Source organism: Halorubrum sp. CBA1229 (assembly GCF_003721435.2).
In the GTDB taxonomy this organism is placed as follows: domain Archaea; phylum Halobacteriota; class Halobacteria; order Halobacteriales; family Haloferacaceae; genus Halorubrum.
Map to the genome: position 1 here is coordinate 1,821,656 of NZ_CP054585.1, position 17,525 is coordinate 1,839,180.

22 protein-coding genes are annotated in these 17,525 nt (G+C 71.9%); 11 read left to right on the forward strand and 11 right to left on the reverse strand.

What is annotated here, in order from left to right; translation table 11 throughout:
• Positions 1–33: 33 nt before the first annotated feature.
• The 9 genes from Hrr1229_RS09035 to Hrr1229_RS09075 all read left to right on the forward strand — a co-directional run bounded on the left by Hrr1229_RS09035 (position 34) and on the right by Hrr1229_RS09075 (position 7,158).
• The gene (locus tag Hrr1229_RS09035) at positions 34–954 is read left to right on the forward strand and encodes an isoaspartyl peptidase/L-asparaginase (protein WP_123114876.1); all 921 of its coding nucleotides are present in this window, start codon (positions 34–36) and stop codon (positions 952–954) included.
• A gap of 423 nt (positions 955–1,377) precedes the next feature.
• Positions 1,378–2,409, forward strand: coding sequence for a 2-phospho-L-lactate transferase (gene cofD, locus Hrr1229_RS09040; RefSeq protein WP_123113207.1), 1,032 nt, complete (start codon positions 1,378–1,380; stop codon positions 2,407–2,409).
• Positions 2,406–3,218 (forward strand): dihydropyrimidine dehydrogenase, encoded by an 813-nt coding sequence (locus Hrr1229_RS09045; protein ID WP_123113206.1) that lies wholly within the window; start codon positions 2,406–2,408, stop codon positions 3,216–3,218. Before cofD ends, Hrr1229_RS09045 begins: the two co-directional genes overlap by 4 nt.
• The gene (locus tag Hrr1229_RS09050) at positions 3,215–4,201 is read left to right on the forward strand and encodes a triphosphoribosyl-dephospho-CoA synthase (RefSeq protein ID WP_123113205.1); all 987 of its coding nucleotides are present in this window, start codon (positions 3,215–3,217) and stop codon (positions 4,199–4,201) included. Before Hrr1229_RS09045 ends, Hrr1229_RS09050 begins: the two co-directional genes overlap by 4 nt.
• A 17-nt stretch (positions 4,202–4,218) precedes the next feature.
• On the forward strand, positions 4,219–4,899 hold the full coding sequence (locus Hrr1229_RS09055) for a DUF447 domain-containing protein (protein ID WP_123114875.1): 681 nt from the start codon (positions 4,219–4,221) through the stop codon (positions 4,897–4,899).
• A 92-nt stretch (positions 4,900–4,991) separates the two neighbouring features.
• Complete coding sequence (locus Hrr1229_RS09060; RefSeq protein ID WP_008007028.1) at positions 4,992–5,186, forward strand: 30S ribosomal protein S17e; 195 nt, start codon at positions 4,992–4,994, stop codon at positions 5,184–5,186.
• A 106-nt stretch (positions 5,187–5,292) separates the two neighbouring features.
• Positions 5,293–6,528 (forward strand): tripartite tricarboxylate transporter permease, encoded by a 1,236-nt coding sequence (locus Hrr1229_RS09065; RefSeq protein WP_123113204.1) that lies wholly within the window; start codon positions 5,293–5,295, stop codon positions 6,526–6,528.
• Between the two features lie 181 nt (positions 6,529–6,709).
• On the forward strand, positions 6,710–6,889 hold the full coding sequence (locus Hrr1229_RS09070; RefSeq protein WP_123113203.1) for an HVO_2753 family zinc finger protein: 180 nt from the start codon (positions 6,710–6,712) through the stop codon (positions 6,887–6,889).
• A gap of 2 nt (positions 6,890–6,891) precedes the next feature.
• Positions 6,892–7,158, forward strand: a complete 267-nt coding sequence (locus Hrr1229_RS09075; RefSeq protein ID WP_092565372.1) for an elongation factor 1-beta — start codon at positions 6,892–6,894, stop codon at positions 7,156–7,158.
• Positions 7,159–7,256: 98 nt separating this feature from the next.
• Here the strand turns inward: Hrr1229_RS09075 and Hrr1229_RS09080 are convergent, their stop codons facing one another.
• From Hrr1229_RS09080 to Hrr1229_RS18175, 7 genes are all read right to left on the reverse strand, one after another.
• Entirely contained in the window at positions 7,257–7,631 is a 375-nt protein-coding gene (locus Hrr1229_RS09080; RefSeq protein WP_123113202.1) for a thioredoxin family protein, read from the reverse strand.
• An 83-nt stretch (positions 7,632–7,714) separates the two neighbouring features.
• Positions 7,715–8,716 carry a Gfo/Idh/MocA family oxidoreductase gene (locus Hrr1229_RS09085; protein WP_123113201.1) on the reverse strand — a complete coding sequence of 334 codons (1,002 nt, stop codon included), beginning with the start codon at positions 8,714–8,716 and terminating at the stop codon, positions 7,715–7,717.
• Positions 8,717–8,792: 76 nt separating this feature from the next.
• Complete coding sequence (locus Hrr1229_RS09090) at positions 8,793–9,038, reverse strand: hypothetical protein (RefSeq protein WP_123113200.1); 246 nt, start codon at positions 9,036–9,038, stop codon at positions 8,793–8,795.
• An 81-nt stretch (positions 9,039–9,119) separates the two neighbouring features.
• The gene (locus Hrr1229_RS09095; protein WP_123113199.1) at positions 9,120–9,335 is read right to left on the reverse strand and encodes a CbaC protein; all 216 of its coding nucleotides are present in this window, start codon (positions 9,333–9,335) and stop codon (positions 9,120–9,122) included.
• Positions 9,332–11,125, reverse strand: a complete 1,794-nt coding sequence (locus Hrr1229_RS09100) for a b(o/a)3-type cytochrome-c oxidase subunit 1 (RefSeq protein ID WP_123113198.1) — start codon at positions 11,123–11,125, stop codon at positions 9,332–9,334. The genes Hrr1229_RS09095 and Hrr1229_RS09100 overlap by 4 nt, the downstream gene beginning before the upstream one ends.
• The gene (locus tag Hrr1229_RS09105; protein ID WP_123113197.1) at positions 11,122–11,637 is read right to left on the reverse strand and encodes a cytochrome c oxidase subunit II; all 516 of its coding nucleotides are present in this window, start codon (positions 11,635–11,637) and stop codon (positions 11,122–11,124) included. The genes Hrr1229_RS09100 and Hrr1229_RS09105 overlap by 4 nt, the downstream gene beginning before the upstream one ends.
• Positions 11,638–11,643: 6 nt before the next feature.
• Entirely contained in the window at positions 11,644–11,778 is a 135-nt protein-coding gene (locus Hrr1229_RS18175) for a hypothetical protein (protein WP_255212474.1), read from the reverse strand.
• A gap of 136 nt (positions 11,779–11,914) precedes the next feature.
• Between Hrr1229_RS18175 and Hrr1229_RS09110 the strand changes: the two genes are divergently transcribed.
• The gene (locus tag Hrr1229_RS09110; protein WP_123113196.1) at positions 11,915–12,121 is read left to right on the forward strand and encodes a hypothetical protein; all 207 of its coding nucleotides are present in this window, start codon (positions 11,915–11,917) and stop codon (positions 12,119–12,121) included.
• A gap of 31 nt (positions 12,122–12,152) precedes the next feature.
• Positions 12,153–14,612: a cation-translocating P-type ATPase gene (locus Hrr1229_RS09115; protein WP_123113195.1), complete on the forward strand. Its 2,460-nt coding sequence runs from the start codon at positions 12,153–12,155 to the stop codon at positions 14,610–14,612.
• Positions 14,613–14,619: 7 nt separating this feature from the next.
• Here the strand turns inward: Hrr1229_RS09115 and Hrr1229_RS09120 are convergent, their stop codons facing one another.
• The 4 genes from Hrr1229_RS09120 to Hrr1229_RS09135 form a co-directional block, all read right to left on the reverse strand.
• Positions 14,620–14,862, reverse strand: coding sequence for an Rdx family protein (locus Hrr1229_RS09120; protein WP_123113194.1), 243 nt, complete (start codon positions 14,860–14,862; stop codon positions 14,620–14,622).
• Positions 14,863–14,923: 61 nt separating this feature from the next.
• Positions 14,924–16,327 (reverse strand): heme o synthase, encoded by a 1,404-nt coding sequence (locus Hrr1229_RS09125; protein WP_123113193.1) that lies wholly within the window; start codon positions 16,325–16,327, stop codon positions 14,924–14,926.
• 78 nt (positions 16,328–16,405) lie between these two features.
• Positions 16,406–16,927, reverse strand: coding sequence for an FAD synthase (locus Hrr1229_RS09130; RefSeq protein ID WP_255212475.1), 522 nt, complete (start codon positions 16,925–16,927; stop codon positions 16,406–16,408).
• Positions 16,924–17,445, reverse strand: a complete 522-nt coding sequence (locus Hrr1229_RS09135; RefSeq protein ID WP_123113192.1) for a Mov34/MPN/PAD-1 family protein — start codon at positions 17,443–17,445, stop codon at positions 16,924–16,926. The genes Hrr1229_RS09130 and Hrr1229_RS09135 overlap by 4 nt, the downstream gene beginning before the upstream one ends.
• Positions 17,446–17,525 lie beyond the last annotated feature (80 nt).

Genomic DNA, 17,525 nt, shown 5'->3' on the forward strand with positions numbered 1-17,525 from the left:
GCGGCACCCTCGCGTATGTCACAGCGACCCTCGATGCGCGTCGTCGTCCACGGCGGCGCCGGCGGCGCGCCGGACGACCCGGCGCCGAGACAGGAGACGCTCGACGCGGCGGCCGAGCGCGGCGCGGACGCCGGAACTCCCCTCGACGCCGTCGAGGCGGCGCTCGCGCCCCTCGAGTCGAGTCCCCGGTTCAACGCCGGCGTCGGCGGCGCGGTCCAGTCCGACGGCGTCGTCCGCACCGACGCCGGCGTGATGACCTCGGACCGGGAGATCGGCGCGGCCTGCTCGATGCCGGGCGTGAAGCACGCGGCGAGCGTCGCCCGCGTCGTCCACTCGGAGACGCCCCACGTCTTCGTTTCGGGCGAGCATGCGGTCGACCTCGCCGCCGACTTCGATGTCGAGACGGGCGTCGACCTGCTCACCGACGAGACGCGCGCCCGATACGAGGACGAGGACCCGCCGCGGGGCGGCCCGCGCGAGCACCTCGACTGGCTCGCGACGCGGTTCGGATCGGGCTCGGATCAGGCCGGCAGTGGGTTAGAGAACGGCTCTCAGGGGGAGAGCGATTCGGGTCGCGCGCCCGACCACGACACGGTCGGTGCCGTGGCCTCGGACGGCGAGCGGTTCGCGGCGGCGACCTCCACGGGTGGCCGGTCGTTCGCCCTCGCGGGCCGGGTCGGCGACGTGCCGCAGGTCGGCTCGGGATTCTTCTGCACCGAGGCCGGCGGCGCGAGCGCGACGGGGGCCGGCGAGGACATCGCGCGCGTCACGCTCTCGCGGCGGGCCGTGGAGCATCTCGACGACGGGATCGGCGCGCAGGCGGCGGCCGACCGGGCGATCGAGGAGTTCGAGGAGATTACGGGCTCCGGAGCCGGCGTGATCGTCCTCGGGGAGGAGGGGGCCGGGAGCGCGTTCAACACGGACGGGATGCAGACGAGTATCGCTTATAAATAGTCGCTGATGGGGCGGGCGATATTTTATAAATAAACTACTTCGCGGTGAACATCTCCAAAGCCCCAGCAGCGCTCGGCTCCCACAGCTCGCTGCGCTCCTCAGTCGCTCGTTTCACTCGCTCCCTGCGGTGCTTACGTCGCTGGGGTTCGCCGAGCGCTGCTGCCCCTTTGAGTCCCACCCCGCACCGCAACCGCACAGCCTCACGCCTCCCCAGCCTCGTCGGACCGGCGCGGCCGCGCCGGTCCGACTCCCTCGCACGCGCTCCTCGCGGCCGCCTTCGGCGGCCCCTCGGAGGCGCGCGCCGACCGTGAAACTCGGTTGAGCGTCGTCGATCATTTATAAATAAAATCCGCGGATCGGTCCCAATTCACCTCGTCGCCCGCGGAGGCGAGGATACAAATCCGCCGGCCGCCTTGCCCGCGTATGGTCACGTTCCTCGCCGGCGGCACGGGGACGCCGAAGCTCCTCGACGGGGCGACCCGCGTCTGGGACCCCGCCGAGGTCGCGGTCGTCGCCAACACGGGCGACGACGTCGAGCTCGGCGGCCACCTCGTCTGCCCCGACGTCGACACCGTGCTGTTCGCCGGCGGCGGCGTCCTCGACCGCGAGACGTGGTGGGGGATCGCCGACGACACCACCGAGACCCACGCGGAGCTGCGCCGGCTCGCGGACGAGGTCGGGATCGGGACGCAGCCGCGGTACCTCGACGCCGAGGCGCAGACGGCGGGCCGCGAGATCGCCCGCTGGCGGCGCTTCTCCGGCGTCGGCGAGTTCATGGAGATCGGCGACCGCGACCGCGCGGTCCACGTCACGCGCACGAGCCTGCTCGACGAGGGCCGCACGCTCACCGAGGCGATCCGAGCGCTCGCCGACGCCTTCGGCCTCGACGTCGACCTCCTCCCGATGTCCGACGACCCGGTCGCGACGCTGATACACACCGCGGCCGGCGAGACGATCCACTTCCAGGAGTACTGGGTCGCGCGCCGCGGCGAGCCGCCGGTCGACGACGTGGAGTTCCGCGGTGCGGACGACGCCGAGCCGACCGACGCCGTGCTGGACGCCCTCGCCGACCCGGTCGTTATCGGCCCCTCAAATCCCGTGACGAGCCTCGGCCCGATGCTCGCGCTCCCCGAGTTCGAGGCGGCGCTGTCGGCGACGCCGGTCGTCGCGGTCTCGCCGTTCGTCGGCGACGAGGCCTTCTCCGGCCCGGCGGCCGACCTGATGGCCGGCGTCGGCCGCGACCCCTCGACCGCGGGCGTCGCCGCCGCGTACCCGTTTGCGGACGCGTTCGTCCTCGATACGGACGATCCGACCGAGCTCTCCGAGCGCCACGTCGAGCGCACCGACACCCGGATCGACGACGCCGACGACGCCGAGCGCGTCGCCCGAGCCTGCGAGCGCGCGCTGACAGCGGTGTCGGACGCGGCGGCGACCGACGCGGAGGTGGCGGAGTGACGGCAACCGACGATGGCGAGTCCCCCTCCCTCGTCGCCGCCAGCCTCAGCGGCGCGGCCGACGCCGACTGGGCGCGCGCCGCCGCCTCGCACGTCGACGCGGCGGTGCTGGGCGGGATCGCGCTCGACCCTGCGAGCCGGGCCGCGGCCCGCGATCTCGTCGCGCGCGGGCGCTCGGAGTTCCTCCCTGACGACCCGCTCGCGTGGATCGACCGACAGCTCGCCGCACTCGCCGGCGCGCCGGTCCGTCCCGGAGTCAACGTCCGGAGCGCGACCGTCGACCCGGTGCGCGAGGCGGCGGCGGTCTGCGCCGAGCACGGCGCCGTCTGCGAGGTCAACGCTCACTGCCGACAGCCGGAACTCCGCGCGGTCGGCTGCGGCGAGTCCCTGCTCTCCGACCGCGACCGGCTGGCCGACTACGTCGCCGCCGCGGCCGGGACCGGTGCGACGACGAGCGTGAAGGTCCGCGCCGAGGTCCCCGACGTCGACCTCGTCGCCGTCGCCGACGCGGTCGCCGACGCGGGGGCGGAGTGGCTCCACGTCGACGCGATGGACTCGGAGGCCGTCGTCGGCGAACTGATCGCGGATGAGGGAGCCCGCGCCGACCTCACCGTGATCGCCAACAACGGCGTCCGGGGCCGGCGGACGGTCGCCGAGTACGCCGCGCACGGCGCCGACGCCGTCAGCGTCGGGCGGCCGACCGAGCACCCGGCGGAGCTCGCTCGCGTCGCCGAGGCGGTTCGCGCGTGGCGCGACGGGGAGCTCTCGATCGGCGAGCCGCCTGAGCGCCGACGGGAGGCGTCGCCGTGACGGCCGTCGACTCCCGCGCCCGCGATCCGGTCGACGACGCGACTCTCGCGCTCCTGCTCGAAGTCGCCGGCACCCCGAAACCGGGCAACGTCGACCGGCGGCGGGACCTGGACGACCTCCGGTTCGAGTCCTTTCTCGGCGGAGCGGTCGGCGCCCGCGACGGGCTCGAACTGGCCGCGAGCGACGAGGGGTCCGTCGGCGACGCCTTCGAGCGCGGCGTGGCGGGGATGGCCGACCGCGCGGGAACGAACACCCAGTTCGGTTGTCTGCTGCTGCTCGTCCCGCTGCTCCGCGCGACCGTCGTGGGTTCGCCCGCGGGCGACGTGTCGCCCTCGGGGGATCTCGACCCGGACGCCGTCGACCGCGTGACCCGCGAGACCACCGTCGGCGACGCGGTCGCGTTCTACCGCGCCTTCGAGCGCGTCGATGTCGCGGTCGCGGATCCGCCGGCGGACGCCGCCGAACTGGACGTGCGTCACGGGAGCGACGCGGCGCCGGCGCTCCGCGACCGGGAGCTGACGCTCCGAGACGTGATGGCGGTCTCGGCCGCCCCCGACGATCCGGACCGCGTTCCCGACCGCAACGCACAGGAGTGGGTCGAGGGGTTCCCGCGGACGTTCCGCGCCGCCGAGTGGATCCGCGCCGACGAGGGGCCGCTGACCGATCGAGCCGCGCGCGCCTTCCTCGGCCTGCTCGCGGCCGAGCCCGACACGCTGGTCGCCGCGAGCCACGACCCGGAGACGGCCCGCGAGGCGAGCGCACGGGCCGCCGCCCTGCTCGGCGGAGCGGACGACGGCGGTTCCACGGGTCCCCTCGACCCGAGCGACGTCGACGCCGACGCCGTCCACGGGGCCGATCTCGACGCCGCCGAGGCGCTGGCGACGGCGTTCGTCGACGAGGGGATCAACCCCGGGACGACCGCGGACCTCACCTGCGCGGCGCTGTACGTCGCGCTCCGGCGCGGCGCGGAGGTGGCGCGGTGACCGACGACGCGCCCGACGTGGGCCGCGGCGGGGCGGCCGACGGCGCCGACGCCGACGGCGTTGCGCCCGACGGCTGGCCGGTCGCGCTCCGCGGCGTCACCGAGTCGGTCGTGACGACGCTCGGCCCGAACGACCGCTGGAACGTCGCGGCGCTCGGGATCCACGCGCCGGCCGACCCCGGTGACCCCGTGACCGCGCGGACGTACGGGCGCACTCGGACGTGGCGGAACTTCACCGAGCGCGGCGGCGGGGTCGTCCAGTTCACGACCGACCCGCGCACGTTCGTCGACGCCGCGCTGACGGTCCGGGAGGTCGACGACCCCGTCCTCGAGACGGCCGACGCGTGGGTCGAGGTGACCGCCGAGGAGATCGGGAGCGAGACTGAGGGCGACACGACGATCCGGACGTGGGCGCTCGATCCCGTCGAGAGCGCGGTTCGCCGTGAGCGCGTGCCGACGATCAACCGCGGGTTCGGCGCGGTCGTCGACGCCACGGTGGCCGCCTCGCGGCTCGACGTGCCCGCGTTCGACACGGCGGACCTGCTCGGCCGGCTGGCGTACTTCGCGGACGTGGTCGACCGCTGCGGCGGTCCCGCCGAGCGCGAGGCGTTCGCCCGGATCGACGAGGCGACCGGGTGGCGGGCGCTCGCGGCGGCGGAGGGGACCGAGCGCGGGGGCGACGGCGACGACGAGCCCTGACCGGACCGCGTGGCTCGCCCGGCGTAATACCGCCTTGCGGCCGCTCGCGGCGGAACGAACCCTTTTAGTTCGGCCCGGCGGTATCGCTCGGTATGGCCATCAAACCCAAGTACATCAAGCAGCTCGGGAACGTCCTGCTTGAGCGGTACCCCGACTCGTTCAACACGGACTTCGAGACGAACAAGGAGAGCGTCACGGCCCTGACCACCGTCGAGTCGAAGGGCGTCCGCAACCGGATCGCCGGCTACGTCACCCAGAAGAAGGCGCAGGCGGCCCAGAAGGCCTAACCGGTCCCGAGTTTTCGACCGCACGTTCCGCGATTCCCGAGCCGCGGCGCTCGGTCTCGCCGCACACCCCGCGCCTTATCACCGAAGCCGCGGCCACCTCGTCGCGATGGACGCCCTCGTCCGCCCTGTCGTCGACCCGACGTTCGCGGCCGCCGCGCTCGCGTTCCTGTGCGGCGGCGCCGCGCTCGGCACGCTGAGCGGGCTCGTTCCGGGCCTCCACGCGAACAACTTCGCGCTGCTGCTCGCGGGGCTCGCCCCCTCGGTCGCCGCCGATCCGCTCCTCGTCGGCGTCGCGATGCTCGGCGCGGGCGTGGTCCACTCGTTCCTCGACATCGTCCCCGCGCTCGCGCTCGGCGTGCCCGACGCGGCGACGGCGGTCGCGGCGCTGCCGGGCCACCGGCTCGTGATCGCGGGCCGCGGCCGCGAGGCGATCCGGCTCTCGGCGGTCGGCTCCGGGCTGGCCGTCGCGCTCGCGGTCCCGCTCGCCGTGCCGATCACGTGGATCATGATGCGCGGGTATCCGACGGTGCGGGCGCACCTCCCGCTGCTCTTGACCGGCGTCGTCGCGTTCCTCGTGTTCACCGAGTCGTCGAAGGAGGCCGCAGTCGGCGGGTTTCTCGCGTTTCTCGCGAGCGCCGCGCTCGGGTTCGCAACCCTCGACGTCGATCCCGCGGCGCCGCTCGACGCCGGCGGCGTCCTCGCGCCGCTGTTCGCCGGACTGTTCGGCGCGCCCGTCCTCGTCGACGCGCTCGGGGGCGAGGGCGTCCCGCCGCAGGCCGACGCGCGGATCACGATGGCGCCCCGCGACCTCGGCGTGAGCGCCGGCGCCGGGTCGCTCGCGGGCGCGGTGGTCGGCTACGTCCCGGGCGTCTCCGCCGCCATCGCCGCCGTCGCCGCGCTGCCCGCGGTCCCGCGCGAGGAGGGCGACCGCGGATTCGTCGTCGCCACGAGCGGCGCCAACACGGCGAACACGATATTCGCGCTGTTCGCCCTCGTCGCGCTCGGCACGCCCCGGACGGGGGTCACTGTCGCTATCGACCGCGCCGGCGTCCCCTTCGCGCTCCCGATCCTCCTCGTCGCCGCGGGGGCCGCGGCGGCCTGCGGGTTCGCGCTCGTCCTCCTCGTCGGCGACGCCTACCTCCTCGTCGTCGGGAACGCGGATTACACCCGCCTCTCGATCGGCGTGTTGGCGCTGCTCGCCGGCGTCTCGTTCCTGTTCGCGGGACCGTTCGGCGTCGGGGTCTTCGCCGTCGCCGGCGCGCTGGGACTCGTCCCGCCCCGGGTCGGCGCCCGGCGGGTCCACCTGATGGGCGTGCTGATCGGTCCGCTGATCGTCGGGTGAGCGCCGGGGGGACTCCGTCGCCGACTCCCTCGAACCGCGCTCCGCGGTCCTCGGCTCTCGCCTACCGCTGGCCGCGCTCCGCGCGTTCGACACCCGAGCGGCGCGGTACCGCGCCCCACGCCGCGTTCGGCGCCGACCGCAAAGAACAACGGTTAAAAGTCGCGCGGTGGTGTCTCAGTGTATGAGCGAGAGTGAAACGCAGGGCACCCGGCAGTGTGTCTCCTGTGGTATCCAGGTGGCCGGCATGAACGCCGCGCGGTTCTCCTGCCCGGACTGCGGGACGACCATCCACCGGTGCGCGAAGTGCCGGAAGCAGAGCAACCTCTACGAGTGTCCCGACTGCGGCTTCCGAGGACCCTAGTTATGGGAGACGTCGCCGCCAAAATCAAGGTCATGCCGAACAGCCCCGAGGTCGACCTCGACGACCTGCAGGACCGACTCGAGGAGTCGCTCCCGCAGGGCGCGAAGATCCGCGGCTTCCAGCGCGACGACGTCGCGTTCGGCCTCGTCGCCCTTCTGCCGACCGTCATCGTCCCCGACGGCGCGGGCGGGACCGAGGCGGTCGAAGAGGCGTTCGCCGACGTCGACGGCGTCGAGTCCGTCGCCGTCGAGAACGTCGGCCGACTGTAGCGCCGACGCCGTCGGGCTTCGGCCGGAAATCGAACGTCTTTCTGTTCAGTTCGTCGCGTCCCGGTAGCGATGCGCGCGTCTCGCGCCGCCGCGACCGATCACTCGACGCGTTCGTCGACCCACGCGGTGAGGTCGTCGCCGGGGATGAACCCCTCCGCACGTCGCGCGACCGGTTCGCCGTCCACGAACAGCACGAACAGCGGCACGCTTCGGACGTCGAACCGCTCGACGAGCGGCGGATCGTCGCGGGGGTTTATCAGGGCGACGTCGACGTCGAGCGCGCGAGCGACGTTCCCGAGGACGGGCTCCATGCTCGCACAGATCCCGCACCCGTCGGTGTAGAACTCGACGAGCGCGGCGTCGGCGTCGGCGACGAACGCGTCGAGGGCGTCAGCGTCGGCGAGAGACGTCGGACGGCGGACCCCCTCGTTTCCATCCGACTCAGCGCCGCCGGCCGTAGTATTGCTCATCATGCACACTATTAGGGCCGAACGCATATAAACGCTCGCTCGGATCGACGGCGCCCACCGCTCGGTTCGCCGCGGGGAGGCCCCGTTCAGGAGACGTCCACCGCGCCGTCGCCGCCGTCGCCGCTCTCGGCGAGCGCGTCGATGACCCGCATGTTCGCGACGGCCGCTTCCCCGTCGGTCAGGGGGTCGGCGTCGTCGGCGACGCGATCGGCGAAGTGCTCCACCTGCAGCCGGTACTGGTCCACGGGCTCGAACGTCTCGACGCCGCGCCGGCCGTCGATCTGGTAGGTCAGCTCCACCGGCTCGTCGGTCGGCGCGTCGAACGCTTGCTCGACCGCGATCCAGCCGTTCGTCGCGTCGATCCGGTACCGCTGGACGAGCTGCGTGTCGAATCCCGAGGCGACTCGGGCGGACCGGCCGTCGTCGTACTCCAAGACGCCCGCGAGCTCCGTGTCGACGCCGGCGTCCCGGGTGTCGTTCGCGTGCGCGTACGCTCGATCGGGCTCGCCGAGGACCGCCCTGACGAGCGAGACGGGGTAACAGCCGACGTCCATCAGCGACCCGCCGGCGAGCGCCGGGTCGAGGCGCACGTCGTCCGGTCGGTCGTACAGCGGGAACCGGAACGTCGAGGTCACCGTACGCACGTCGTCCAGTTCCCGCTCGACCAGCTCGAGGACTCGCTCGGTGCGGGGGTGGTACCGGTACATGAACCCCTCCATCAGCGTGACGCCGCGGTCCGCACAGTGATCGGTCACCTCGCGCGCCTCCGCGGCGTCGACCGCGAGCGGCTTCTCGCAGAGTACGTGGAGCCCCGCGTCGGCCGCGCGCGTCGTCCACTCGGCGTGGAGCCCGTTCGGCAGCGGGACGTAGACGGCGTCGAGCTCGTCGTCCGTCAAAAGCGCCTCGTAAGAGCCGTAGCTCCGCGGGATCGACGCCGCTTCGGCGAACGCCGCCGCCCGGTCGCCGTCTCGCGAGGCGACCGCGCCGACCGCGTGCTCGCTCGCCGCGATCGCCGGGACCACCGCGTCGCGAGCGATTCCCGCGGTGCCGAGCACGCCGAAGGTGAGCCGATCGGTCCGGGTTGACATACGCGACCATCGAGGGTCCGAATATAAAAGAGCCGGCGACTCCGGCCCGAGGCGGCCGGCGATCGTCCGCGCCGCGCTACCGGTCGGCCGGCTCGGGGTTCACGAGCGGCGAGTCCTCGTTGGCGCACTCGGGGCGGCCGCAGACGCCCGCGTCGGCGCCGGCCCGCGAGACGCCTTCGGCGAGCGACTCGATCTCCCACGCCACCTCGTGACCGGTCGCCGACTCGTGTTCGCCGAGCGCGGCCCGCGCCGGCGGGAGCCGGTCGTACCCCGCCTCGAAGGGACAGTCGGCACACCGGACCGTGACACGCGTCCGTTCCATACCGGATATTGGTCGGATAGCACAAAACACTCGCGGTGCGAGGGCCTCGAACGGACCGTCCGGGCGGAGCGCTCCGCGCCGCTACGCCGGCTCGTCGCCCTCGGGTTCGGTCCGCCAGCCGCCGGTCAGCGTGACGATCCACAGCAGGACGCCGGCGAGCGCGAAGACGGCGGCCATATAGGGGATCAGCGGGAGCTCGACGCCGACGAAGTCCAGGACCGTCCGGAACTCGTAGACGATCACGCCGAAGATCGCGAACGCCACGAGGAGCCCGCCGCGGGTCCGATCGAGGCTCATCGGCCCACCTCGACGAGCGAGGCGGTCGCCTCACCGACGGCGCCGACCACCGGGGTCACCGCGCCCGCGAGCGCGTCGAGCGCCGGTGCGAGCCACACCGGGTACGTGCCCACGCCCGGGCCGAGCAGGCCGCCGCGCTGAATGATCGCCGCCAGCGGGAGCGCGTACGCCAGCACGACGAGCGTCAGCGCGATCCCCACCCACAGCCGGAGGCTGTCGAGCACGCGCGGGGCGTCGTCGGGGCCGGACAGCGCCGGCGGCAGCGACTCGGCGAGCCCCGACACCTTCGGGTTCCCCATCGTGAGCACGAGGTTGGCCATGAACAGCACCGTCGAGACGAACAGCAGCGTTCCGCCGATGGCGATCTGGATGTTGAGCTCTTCGAACCCGCCGAACATCGTCGGGTAATCGAAGCCGGAGTACTCGGGTTCGGCGGTCCGGCGCGGCACGCCCATGATTCCCTGTGCGTGCATCGCGTTGGACATCAGCGCCATGCCGATGAACCAGAGGACGACCTGGAACAGCCCGATCGATCGGCTGAAGATCGGCTTGTTGGAGATCTGCGGCCAGATCCAGTAGGTGGCGGCCATGAACGTGAGCGCGACGGCGGTGCCGACGGTGAGGTGGAAGTGGCCCGGCACCCAGATGGTGTTGTGGATCATGTAGTTGATGTTCATCCCGGCGTTGACCATGCCGGAGAAGCCGCCGGCGGCGAACATCAGCCCCGCGAGCATCATGCCGGTGAACTCGGGTTTGCGCCACGGGAGGTCGGTGAGCCAGCCGAGGAGGCCGGTGCCGCCGCGCTGGCGGGCGCCGTACTCGACGCTCGCGACGACGGTAAACGCGGTGAGCAGGCTCGGCAACAGCAGGAACATTGTGTTGGTCATCGAGATGAATTTGAACCCTTCGGCGATGCCGGGGTCGAGGTACTGGTGGTGGATGCCGACCGGGGTCGACAGTAAGAGGAACAGGACGAAGACGACGCGCGCGAGCGGGTCGCTGAACAGGCGTCCGCCGGCGATTTTCGGGAGGACGGTGTACCACAGCAGGTAGGCGGGCATGAGCCAGAAGTAGACGACGGGGTGGCCGAAGAACCAGAACAGCGTCCGGGTGAGCGTGGGATTCACCTGGTCGATGAAGCCGAGCGACCACGGGAGGAGGAAGATGAGGACGGAGGCGGCCACGGCCGAGGAGGCGATGTACCACATGGCCATGGTGGTCAGCACCATGAACGTCTGGAGCGGGATGCGCTCGTCGGGGTGGTCGCGCTTCCAGGCGAGGAAGGTGCGGAACCAGTCGGCGCCGGCGATCCAGGAGCCGACGATGAAGACGGCGAGCCCCGCGTAAAACAGGGGGTGCGCCTGCAGCGGGGCGTAGAAGGTGAACAGGACGTCCGCGCTCATGTCGAGGGCAGGGACGAAGCCGGCGAGGATGGAGACGCCGGTCATCGTCATGCCGACCGCCATGATCGCGTACCACGTCCACGTGATCCGGATGTCGATGAGCGGTCGGTCGAGGCTCCGCGTCACCGCCCAGGTGAACAGTCCCACGAGGAAGAACGTGGTGAAGCTGATCGCCAGGAACACGCCGTGTGCGGTGAGGGACGTGTAGTAGTCGGTCGAGGAGATGATCCCCCGGAACACCCCGGTCCGGTGGAGCGTCTGGATGATCCCGAAGATCGCGCCGAGCGCCAGCGCGAGGAAGGAGCTGAGCAGCGCGGCGCGGACGATCCGCGCCTCGTCGGGGAACTTGTCGACGAACGACTGCTCGGCTTCGATGGCCTCGCTCATGCGTCGTCACCCCCGCTGTTGCGGTTTTCGAACTCTTCTTGACTGACGACGTTCACGTTCCCCTCCATCACGTGGTGGCCGGCGCCGCAGTACTCGTTACAGATGAGCCCGTACTCCTTCGATCCGTCGACTTCCACCGTGATCTCGGAGACCTCGCCGGGGACGACCATCGTGTTCGCGTTGGTTCCGACGACCTCGAAGCCGTGGATCACGTCGCGAGAGGTGACGTAGAACGTGACCGTGCTGTTTTCGGGCACGACGATCGGGTCGGGGTTGAAGCCGAACTGGTAAGCGACGACGTAGGCGGCGTACTCGTTGTCCCCGACCTGTTCGACGCGGGGCTCGGAGAAGCGCTCGTCCTCGTCGAGCCCCTGGGCGTCGATGGGCTGTTCGCTGTCGGAGACCATCGCGACGCCGGGACCGACCGCGCCGTAGGTGACCGAGCCGATGAGCAGCAGTATCAGCAGGATCGATGCCGCGAGCCAGAGTTTCTCGTAGGCGTGAATGTGCATGCGTGATCACCCCACGACGACCAGATCGCGGCCGAGGAACTCGATGTAATAGATGTACACCCACGCTAACAGCAGGATGACGAAATATATCCCGATGAGCGTGAGCGTTCCGATCGGATCGAACTCCTCTTCACCGCTCACATCATCACTCGATGCGTGTGCGGCTTGGTTTTGCCCCATAGGCCGGGTTATAGATTAGCGACTATATAATATCTATCCGTTCCCGGGACATGAAAACACGGGCGTTATATATGTTCGGCAGACCCTACACCGTGGTATGAAGTTCTCGCTCCAGCGGGCCGTGCTCCTCGTGTTGGGCGGTCTCATTCCGGCAACGGTGTTCATCGCCGACCGGGCGGAGATCTTCGTCGCCGTGACGCTCGTGAACGTGCTCATCATCTGGGCGAGCCTCCACGTCGCGACCGGCGGGAGCCTCCGCCCCGACTCGGGCTCGGCCGACGCGGCGGACCCGGAGGAGGCGTAGCGTCGCCGACCGGCCGCCGGGACCGAACGCCATGTCGAACTGCACCCTCTGTGACCTGCCGACGGGGGACGACCCCCACACCGCCCCGGACGTCGACGGCGAGTTCTGCTGCCGCGGCTGCCTCGCGGTCGCCCGGTCGCTGGACGACGTCGACGACCTCGACGACCTCGACGAGCGGCGCCCCGAGACGGAGCCGGACCGGGAGTTCGACGGGGAGACGACGTTCCTCCACGTCGACGGGATGCACTGCGCGACGTGCGAGTCGTTCCTCGAGCTGACCGCCGGCGAGCAGGAGGGCGTGGCGGCCGCCGAGGCGAGCTACGCGACCGACACGATCCGCGTCGACTACGACCCCGACGCGGTGAGCGCCGACGAGCTCCCCGAGCGGCTCTCGGTCGCCGGGTACTCCGCGAGCGACCGGGCCGACCCGGAGCCGGACGGCGACGACGTCGCCGTGGTCCGCTTCCTGATCGGCGGCGGCTTCTTCGGGATGATGGCGATGCTGTGGTACGTCCTCTTCTTATACCCGACCTACTTCGGGTACGAGCCGATCCTCGATCTCGGCGGCGTCTCGGGCACCTACCTGTTCGCGCAGGTGTGGGTGTTCGCCTCGATCGTCCTCTTTTACACCGGCTACCCGATCCTGCGGGGCGCGTACGTGAGCCTCCGGGCGCGACAGCCGAACATGGACCTGTTGGTGTCGCTCGCGGCGGCCAGCTCGTACACGTACAGCACGCTCGCGCTCCTCCTCGGTCGGACCGACCTCTACTTCGACGTGACGATCGCCGTGATCTTGGTCGTCACCGCGGGCAACCACTACGAGTCGATCATCAAGCGGCGCGCGACCGGGATGCTCTCCGAGCTCACGACGGCCGGCGACCGGACGGTCCGCACCGAGGGCGGGGAGACCGTCGCGGCCGACGCCGTCGATCCGGGCGACCGGCTCCTCGTGCGCCCCGGCGAGCGCGTCCCCTTCGACGGGACCGTCGCCGAGGGGACCGCCGCCGTCGACGAGGCGCTCGTCACGGGCGAGTCGCTCCCAGCGACGAAGCGGGAGGGCGACGCGGTCCGCGGCGGCACCGTCGTCACCGACGCGCCGATCGTCGTCGAGGTCGGCGAGGACGCGACGAGCACCCTCGACACTCTCGTCCGACTGCTGTGGGAGATCCAGAGCTCGCGGTCGGGCGTCCAGCGGCTCGTCGACAGGCTCGCGACGGTGTTCGTGCCGCTCGTCGTCGCGGTCGCCGTCCTCGGCGCCGGCGCCACGTTCGCGTTCGGGGCGGCGCCCGTGGACGCCGCGCTGGTCGGGCTCACGGTGCTCATCGTCTCGTGCCCGTGCGCGCTCGGGCTCGCGACGCCGCTCGCCATCGCCGCCGGGATCCGCGACGCGGCCCGCCGCGGCATCGTGATCGTCTCGGACGCCGTCTTCGAGGAGGCCGCCGACATCGACACCGTCGTGTTCGACAAGACGGGGACGCTGACCGACGGCGAGATGCGGCTGGTCGACACCGTCGCCGACGGCGCCTCGCCGGACGAAGTGCGGCGGCGGGCGGCGGCGGTCGAGCGCGCCTCGGTCCACCCCGTCGCCGAGGCGATCGTCGACGCCGTCGCGGGCGACGGAGGAGGTCACTCCGCCGCCGGCGCTCGCGGCGAGGCGGGCGACGACGCCCCCGGGGCGGCGACCGACGGGGGCGTGACGACCGGAACCGACCCGGACGGGTCCCGGGCGGTCGCGGCCGGCGGCGACGCCGCGGCGACGGACGTGACCGTCTCGGACCGGGGCGTCACGGGCCGCGTCGACGGCGACGCGGTCGTCGTCGGCCATCGGTCGCTGTTCGACGGCGCGGAGTGGACCGTGCCGGCGTCGCTGGAGGCGGCCGGCGGAGAGGCCCGGGACGACGGACGGGTTCCCGTCTTCGTCGGCTGGGAGGGGTCGGTCGTCGGCGTCCTCGTCGTCGGCGACGAGGTCCGCGACGGGTGGGAGGCGGTCGTCACCGACCTCACTGAGGGGGGGCGACGCGTCGTGGTGCTCACCGGCGACTCGCCCGAGGCGGCCCGGCGGTTCGAGGACCACCCGGCGATCGACGAGGTCTTCGCGGCGGTGCCGCCGGAGGCGAAGGCCGAGACGGTGCGGCGGCTCGCGGCGACCGAACGCGTCGCCATGGTCGGCGACGGCAGCAACGACGCGCCCGCGCTCGCCGCGGCCGACCTCGGCGTCTCGATCGCGAGCGGGACCGACCTGGCGGCCGACGCCGCGGACGCCGTCCTCTTGGAGGACCGCCTCTCCGCGATCCCGGAGCTGTTCGCGGTCACCCGCGGGACGAACCGCCGGCTCAAGCAGAATCTCGGCTGGGCGTTCGTCTACAACGCGGTGGCGATCCCGATGGCGATCTCGGGCGTTCTCAACCCGCTCCTCGCCGCGCTCGCGATGGCGACGAGCAGCGTCCTCGTGGTGTCGAACTCGGCGCGGGCCGTTTATAAGGGCGAGTGAGTCACGGTCACGCCGCGGCGCCGACGTACGGCCTGACGGCCCGCACGATGGCGTCGACGTCGTACTCGTCTTCGGTCTTGTCGAAGACGACGTCGCCGTCCGCGCGGACGACGAACACGCCGTCGTCGCCCGTCACCAGCGCGACCTCGTCGAGCCCCTCGCCGAACTGCTTGAGCAGGGCTTCCGAGACGTCCTGAGCGCGGTTCAACATGCCGCACGGCACGCAGTACTCGACCTCCACTCGGGTCATGTGGCGTTACTTCGAGTCGAACGCTTTTAACTCCGCGCCGCCCGGCTCCGGGCCGCACCCGTCAGACCACGAGCGCGTCGAACACGACGGCGAACAGCAGGAGACCGAGGTAGGCGTTCGACGCGTGGAACGCGCGGAACGCCGCGGCCTCCGTCTGCTCGTAGTGGAGCCGGACGACCGCCCACAGGAACACCGCGCCGAGGGCGACGCCGACCGCGGCGTAGAGCGCGCCGAGCGGCTCGGCGACCACCGCGAGCGCGACCGCGGCGACGAGCGTCGCCCCGAGGTACCAGACGATGTGGCGGCGCGTCGCCGTCTCGCCGCGGACGACGGGCATCATCGGGAAGCCGCCGCGCTCGTAGTCGTCCTTGTACGCCAGCGCGAGGTTGTAGAAGTGCGCCGGCGTCCACAGGAAGATGACCAGCGCGAGCAGCAGCCCGCCGCCGCCGACCTCGCCGGTCACCGCCGCCCAGCCGATGAGCGCGGGCAGCGCGCCAGCCGCGCCGCCGATGACGGTGTTCTGAACCGTGTTCGGCTTCAACACGAGCGTGTAGACGACGCTGTAGAACAGGATCGCGACCAGCCCGAGGCCCGCGGTCAGCGGGTTCACCGTCCAGAAGAGGCCGAGCGAGGCGGCCGCCAACAGCAGTCCGAACGCGAGCGCGTTGCGCACCGGGACGAGGTCGGTCGCCAGCGGGCGGTCGTTGGTCCGCTGCATCCGCTTGTCGATGTCGCGCTCGAAGACGTGGTTGAACGTCCCCGACGCGCCGATCGAGAGCGCGCCGCCCGCGAGCGTCGCGGCCACGACGTACGGGGTGAATCCCCGCCCGCCGGCGAGCGCCATCGCCGCGGCGGCGACGAGGCAGAGGAGCCACATCAGACGGGGCTTCATCAGTCGGAAGTAGGCGGCCGCGGTCGCCTTCAGCCGGGGCACCGCCGCCGTCGGGATCTGGGGCTCGGGCGCCTCGTCGACCGGCGGGAGGTCGTCCGTCCCCGCCTGGAAGTCCACGGGAGCGTCGTCGGCGACGCCGGTCTCGGCCTCCAGCCACCACGCGAGCGCGGCGAGCACGGCGCCGAAGATCGTCACGCCCAGCAGGAGGTGGACCGGACCGAGCGAGGCGGGAAGCCCGCCGACCGCGACGAGCGCGCCGACGCCCGCCTGGGCCGGGAACAGCAGGAGGGCAGCCGTGAGGGCGCCCCGGACCCGACGGCTCGCCCCGTCGCGCCACGCGAGGGCGACCGAGAGGACCACGAGGACGCCGACGACGGCGGCGATCGCTCGGTGGCCGAGCGCTATCCAGCCGGCGGTCTCGACGGGGAGCGCGGCGCCCCCGCCGCAGAGCGGCCAGCCCGAGCAGGCGGCGGCCGCCTCGGTGAGCGAGGTCGTGGCACCGACGACGAGCAGGAGGTACACGCCCATCGCCGTCGCCGCGAGGACCGCGGGGAACCGGTCGGGTATCGTCACTGACGCTCGCTTGGGAACGGATCCATATATGTCCCGCGCTTCGGCGGATCCGCGCCGAACGCGGCCGACGCGACGGCGCTATCGCCGCTCGCCGGTATCGCCGGGCGCGGCGTCGTCAACTCCGCTCGAGTCCTCGTCGGCCCCGCGCGAGCCGTCGTCGACCTCGCCGGACGCCCCGCGTCGACGGAGGACCCGGTCGACGATGTCGCCGCTGGAGAGCAGCTCGTCCTCGTACCGGGCTTCCCGTCCCGACGCCCGCTCGACGCGGCAGTCGATGTCCCGGGCCGCGAGCGACTCGGCGATTCCCGCCTCGTCGTGGTGCTGGTCGTAGCCCAACACGATCACGTCCGGGTCGAGCCGCTCGATGGGGACGAACACGTCCTCCGGGTCGCCGAGGTGGGCCTCGTCGACCGCCTCGAGGGCGGCGACCATGTCGCGCCGCTGGCGCGCGCAGAGGATCGGCTCCGGCTTGTGGGTGACGTTGTCGCGGCGGGCGACGATGGCGTGGAGCTCGTCGCCGTACGTCGCCGCGTCCTCCAAGTAGTGGACGTGACCGGGGTGGAGCAGGTCGAACGTCCCCTGCGCGACGACCCGGGTCATCGGAACCACGAGAGGAAGCTGCCGCCGTCGCGGCGCTCCGCGTCGAGCTCGCTGTCGATGTCCTCCTGCGTGAAATCGAAGAAGTGCTCGTCGGGCACCTCGACGTCGAGCACGTCGAGGGTCGTCTGGTTCCCCTCGTTGTCGAACGCCTTCCAGTCGCCCCACCCGTAGGGGGCGCCGACGATGATGTGCACCCGCCCCTGGCCGAACGTCGCGAGGTCGGCCGCGCTCGGCCGGAGCGCCCCGTTCGGGTGCGAGTGGACCGATCCGACGGCGCGCATGTCGTTCGGCTTCATGTGCGTGCGCACGCTGGCGCTCGTCGGGTTCGACTCAGTGCCCGGGATGACGAGCACGTCGGTGATCACCTGCCCGTCTCGGTCGACGTCGAGCTTCCGGGCGTCGTCCGCGCGGAGGAACCCCATGTACTCGTTGGGGTGGGTCTCCTCGCTCGCCTCGAGGACGAACTCCATCGTCTCTCGGGCGATCCCGAGGAGCTCGTCCGAGCGGAACAGTCGCATACGCGACGGAAGGCGCCGTCGCCCCATAGGGGTTCCGGACCGGACGACGGCGGGTCCACGGGTCGAACGCGTCCAGACGG

Bases quoted from the DNA above. Each gene is read 5' to 3' on its own strand.
- Hrr1229_RS09035 (WP_123114876.1), top strand. From the start codon at position 34: ATGCGCGTCGTCGTCCACGGCGGCGCCGGCGGCGCGCCGGACGACCCG.
- cofD (WP_123113207.1), top strand. From the start codon at position 1,378: ATGGTCACGTTCCTCGCCGGCGGCACGGGGACGCCGAAGCTCCTCGAC.
- Hrr1229_RS09060 (WP_008007028.1), top strand. From the start codon at position 4,992: ATGGCCATCAAACCCAAGTACATCAAGCAGCTCGGGAACGTCCTGCTT.
- Hrr1229_RS09065 (WP_123113204.1), top strand. From the start codon at position 5,293: ATGGACGCCCTCGTCCGCCCTGTCGTCGACCCGACGTTCGCGGCCGCC.
- Hrr1229_RS09070 (WP_123113203.1), top strand. From the start codon at position 6,710: ATGAGCGAGAGTGAAACGCAGGGCACCCGGCAGTGTGTCTCCTGTGGT.
- Hrr1229_RS09075 (WP_092565372.1), top strand. From the start codon at position 6,892: ATGGGAGACGTCGCCGCCAAAATCAAGGTCATGCCGAACAGCCCCGAG.
- Hrr1229_RS09080 (WP_123113202.1), bottom strand. From the start codon at position 7,631: ATGATGAGCAATACTACGGCCGGCGGCGCTGAGTCGGATGGAAACGAG.
- Hrr1229_RS09085 (WP_123113201.1), bottom strand. From the start codon at position 8,716: ATGTCAACCCGGACCGATCGGCTCACCTTCGGCGTGCTCGGCACCGCG.
- Hrr1229_RS09090 (WP_123113200.1), bottom strand. From the start codon at position 9,038: ATGGAACGGACGCGTGTCACGGTCCGGTGTGCCGACTGTCCCTTCGAG.
- Hrr1229_RS09095 (WP_123113199.1), bottom strand. From the start codon at position 9,335: ATGAGCCTCGATCGGACCCGCGGCGGGCTCCTCGTGGCGTTCGCGATC.
- Hrr1229_RS09100 (WP_123113198.1), bottom strand. From the start codon at position 11,125: ATGAGCGAGGCCATCGAAGCCGAGCAGTCGTTCGTCGACAAGTTCCCC.
- Hrr1229_RS09105 (WP_123113197.1), bottom strand. From the start codon at position 11,637: ATGCACATTCACGCCTACGAGAAACTCTGGCTCGCGGCATCGATCCTG.
- Hrr1229_RS09110 (WP_123113196.1), top strand. From the start codon at position 11,915: ATGAAGTTCTCGCTCCAGCGGGCCGTGCTCCTCGTGTTGGGCGGTCTC.
- Hrr1229_RS09115 (WP_123113195.1), top strand. From the start codon at position 12,153: ATGTCGAACTGCACCCTCTGTGACCTGCCGACGGGGGACGACCCCCAC.
- Hrr1229_RS09120 (WP_123113194.1), bottom strand. From the start codon at position 14,862: ATGACCCGAGTGGAGGTCGAGTACTGCGTGCCGTGCGGCATGTTGAAC.
- Hrr1229_RS09130 (WP_255212475.1), bottom strand. From the start codon at position 16,927: ATGACCCGGGTCGTCGCGCAGGGGACGTTCGACCTGCTCCACCCCGGT.
- Hrr1229_RS09135 (WP_123113192.1), bottom strand. From the start codon at position 17,445: ATGCGACTGTTCCGCTCGGACGAGCTCCTCGGGATCGCCCGAGAGACG.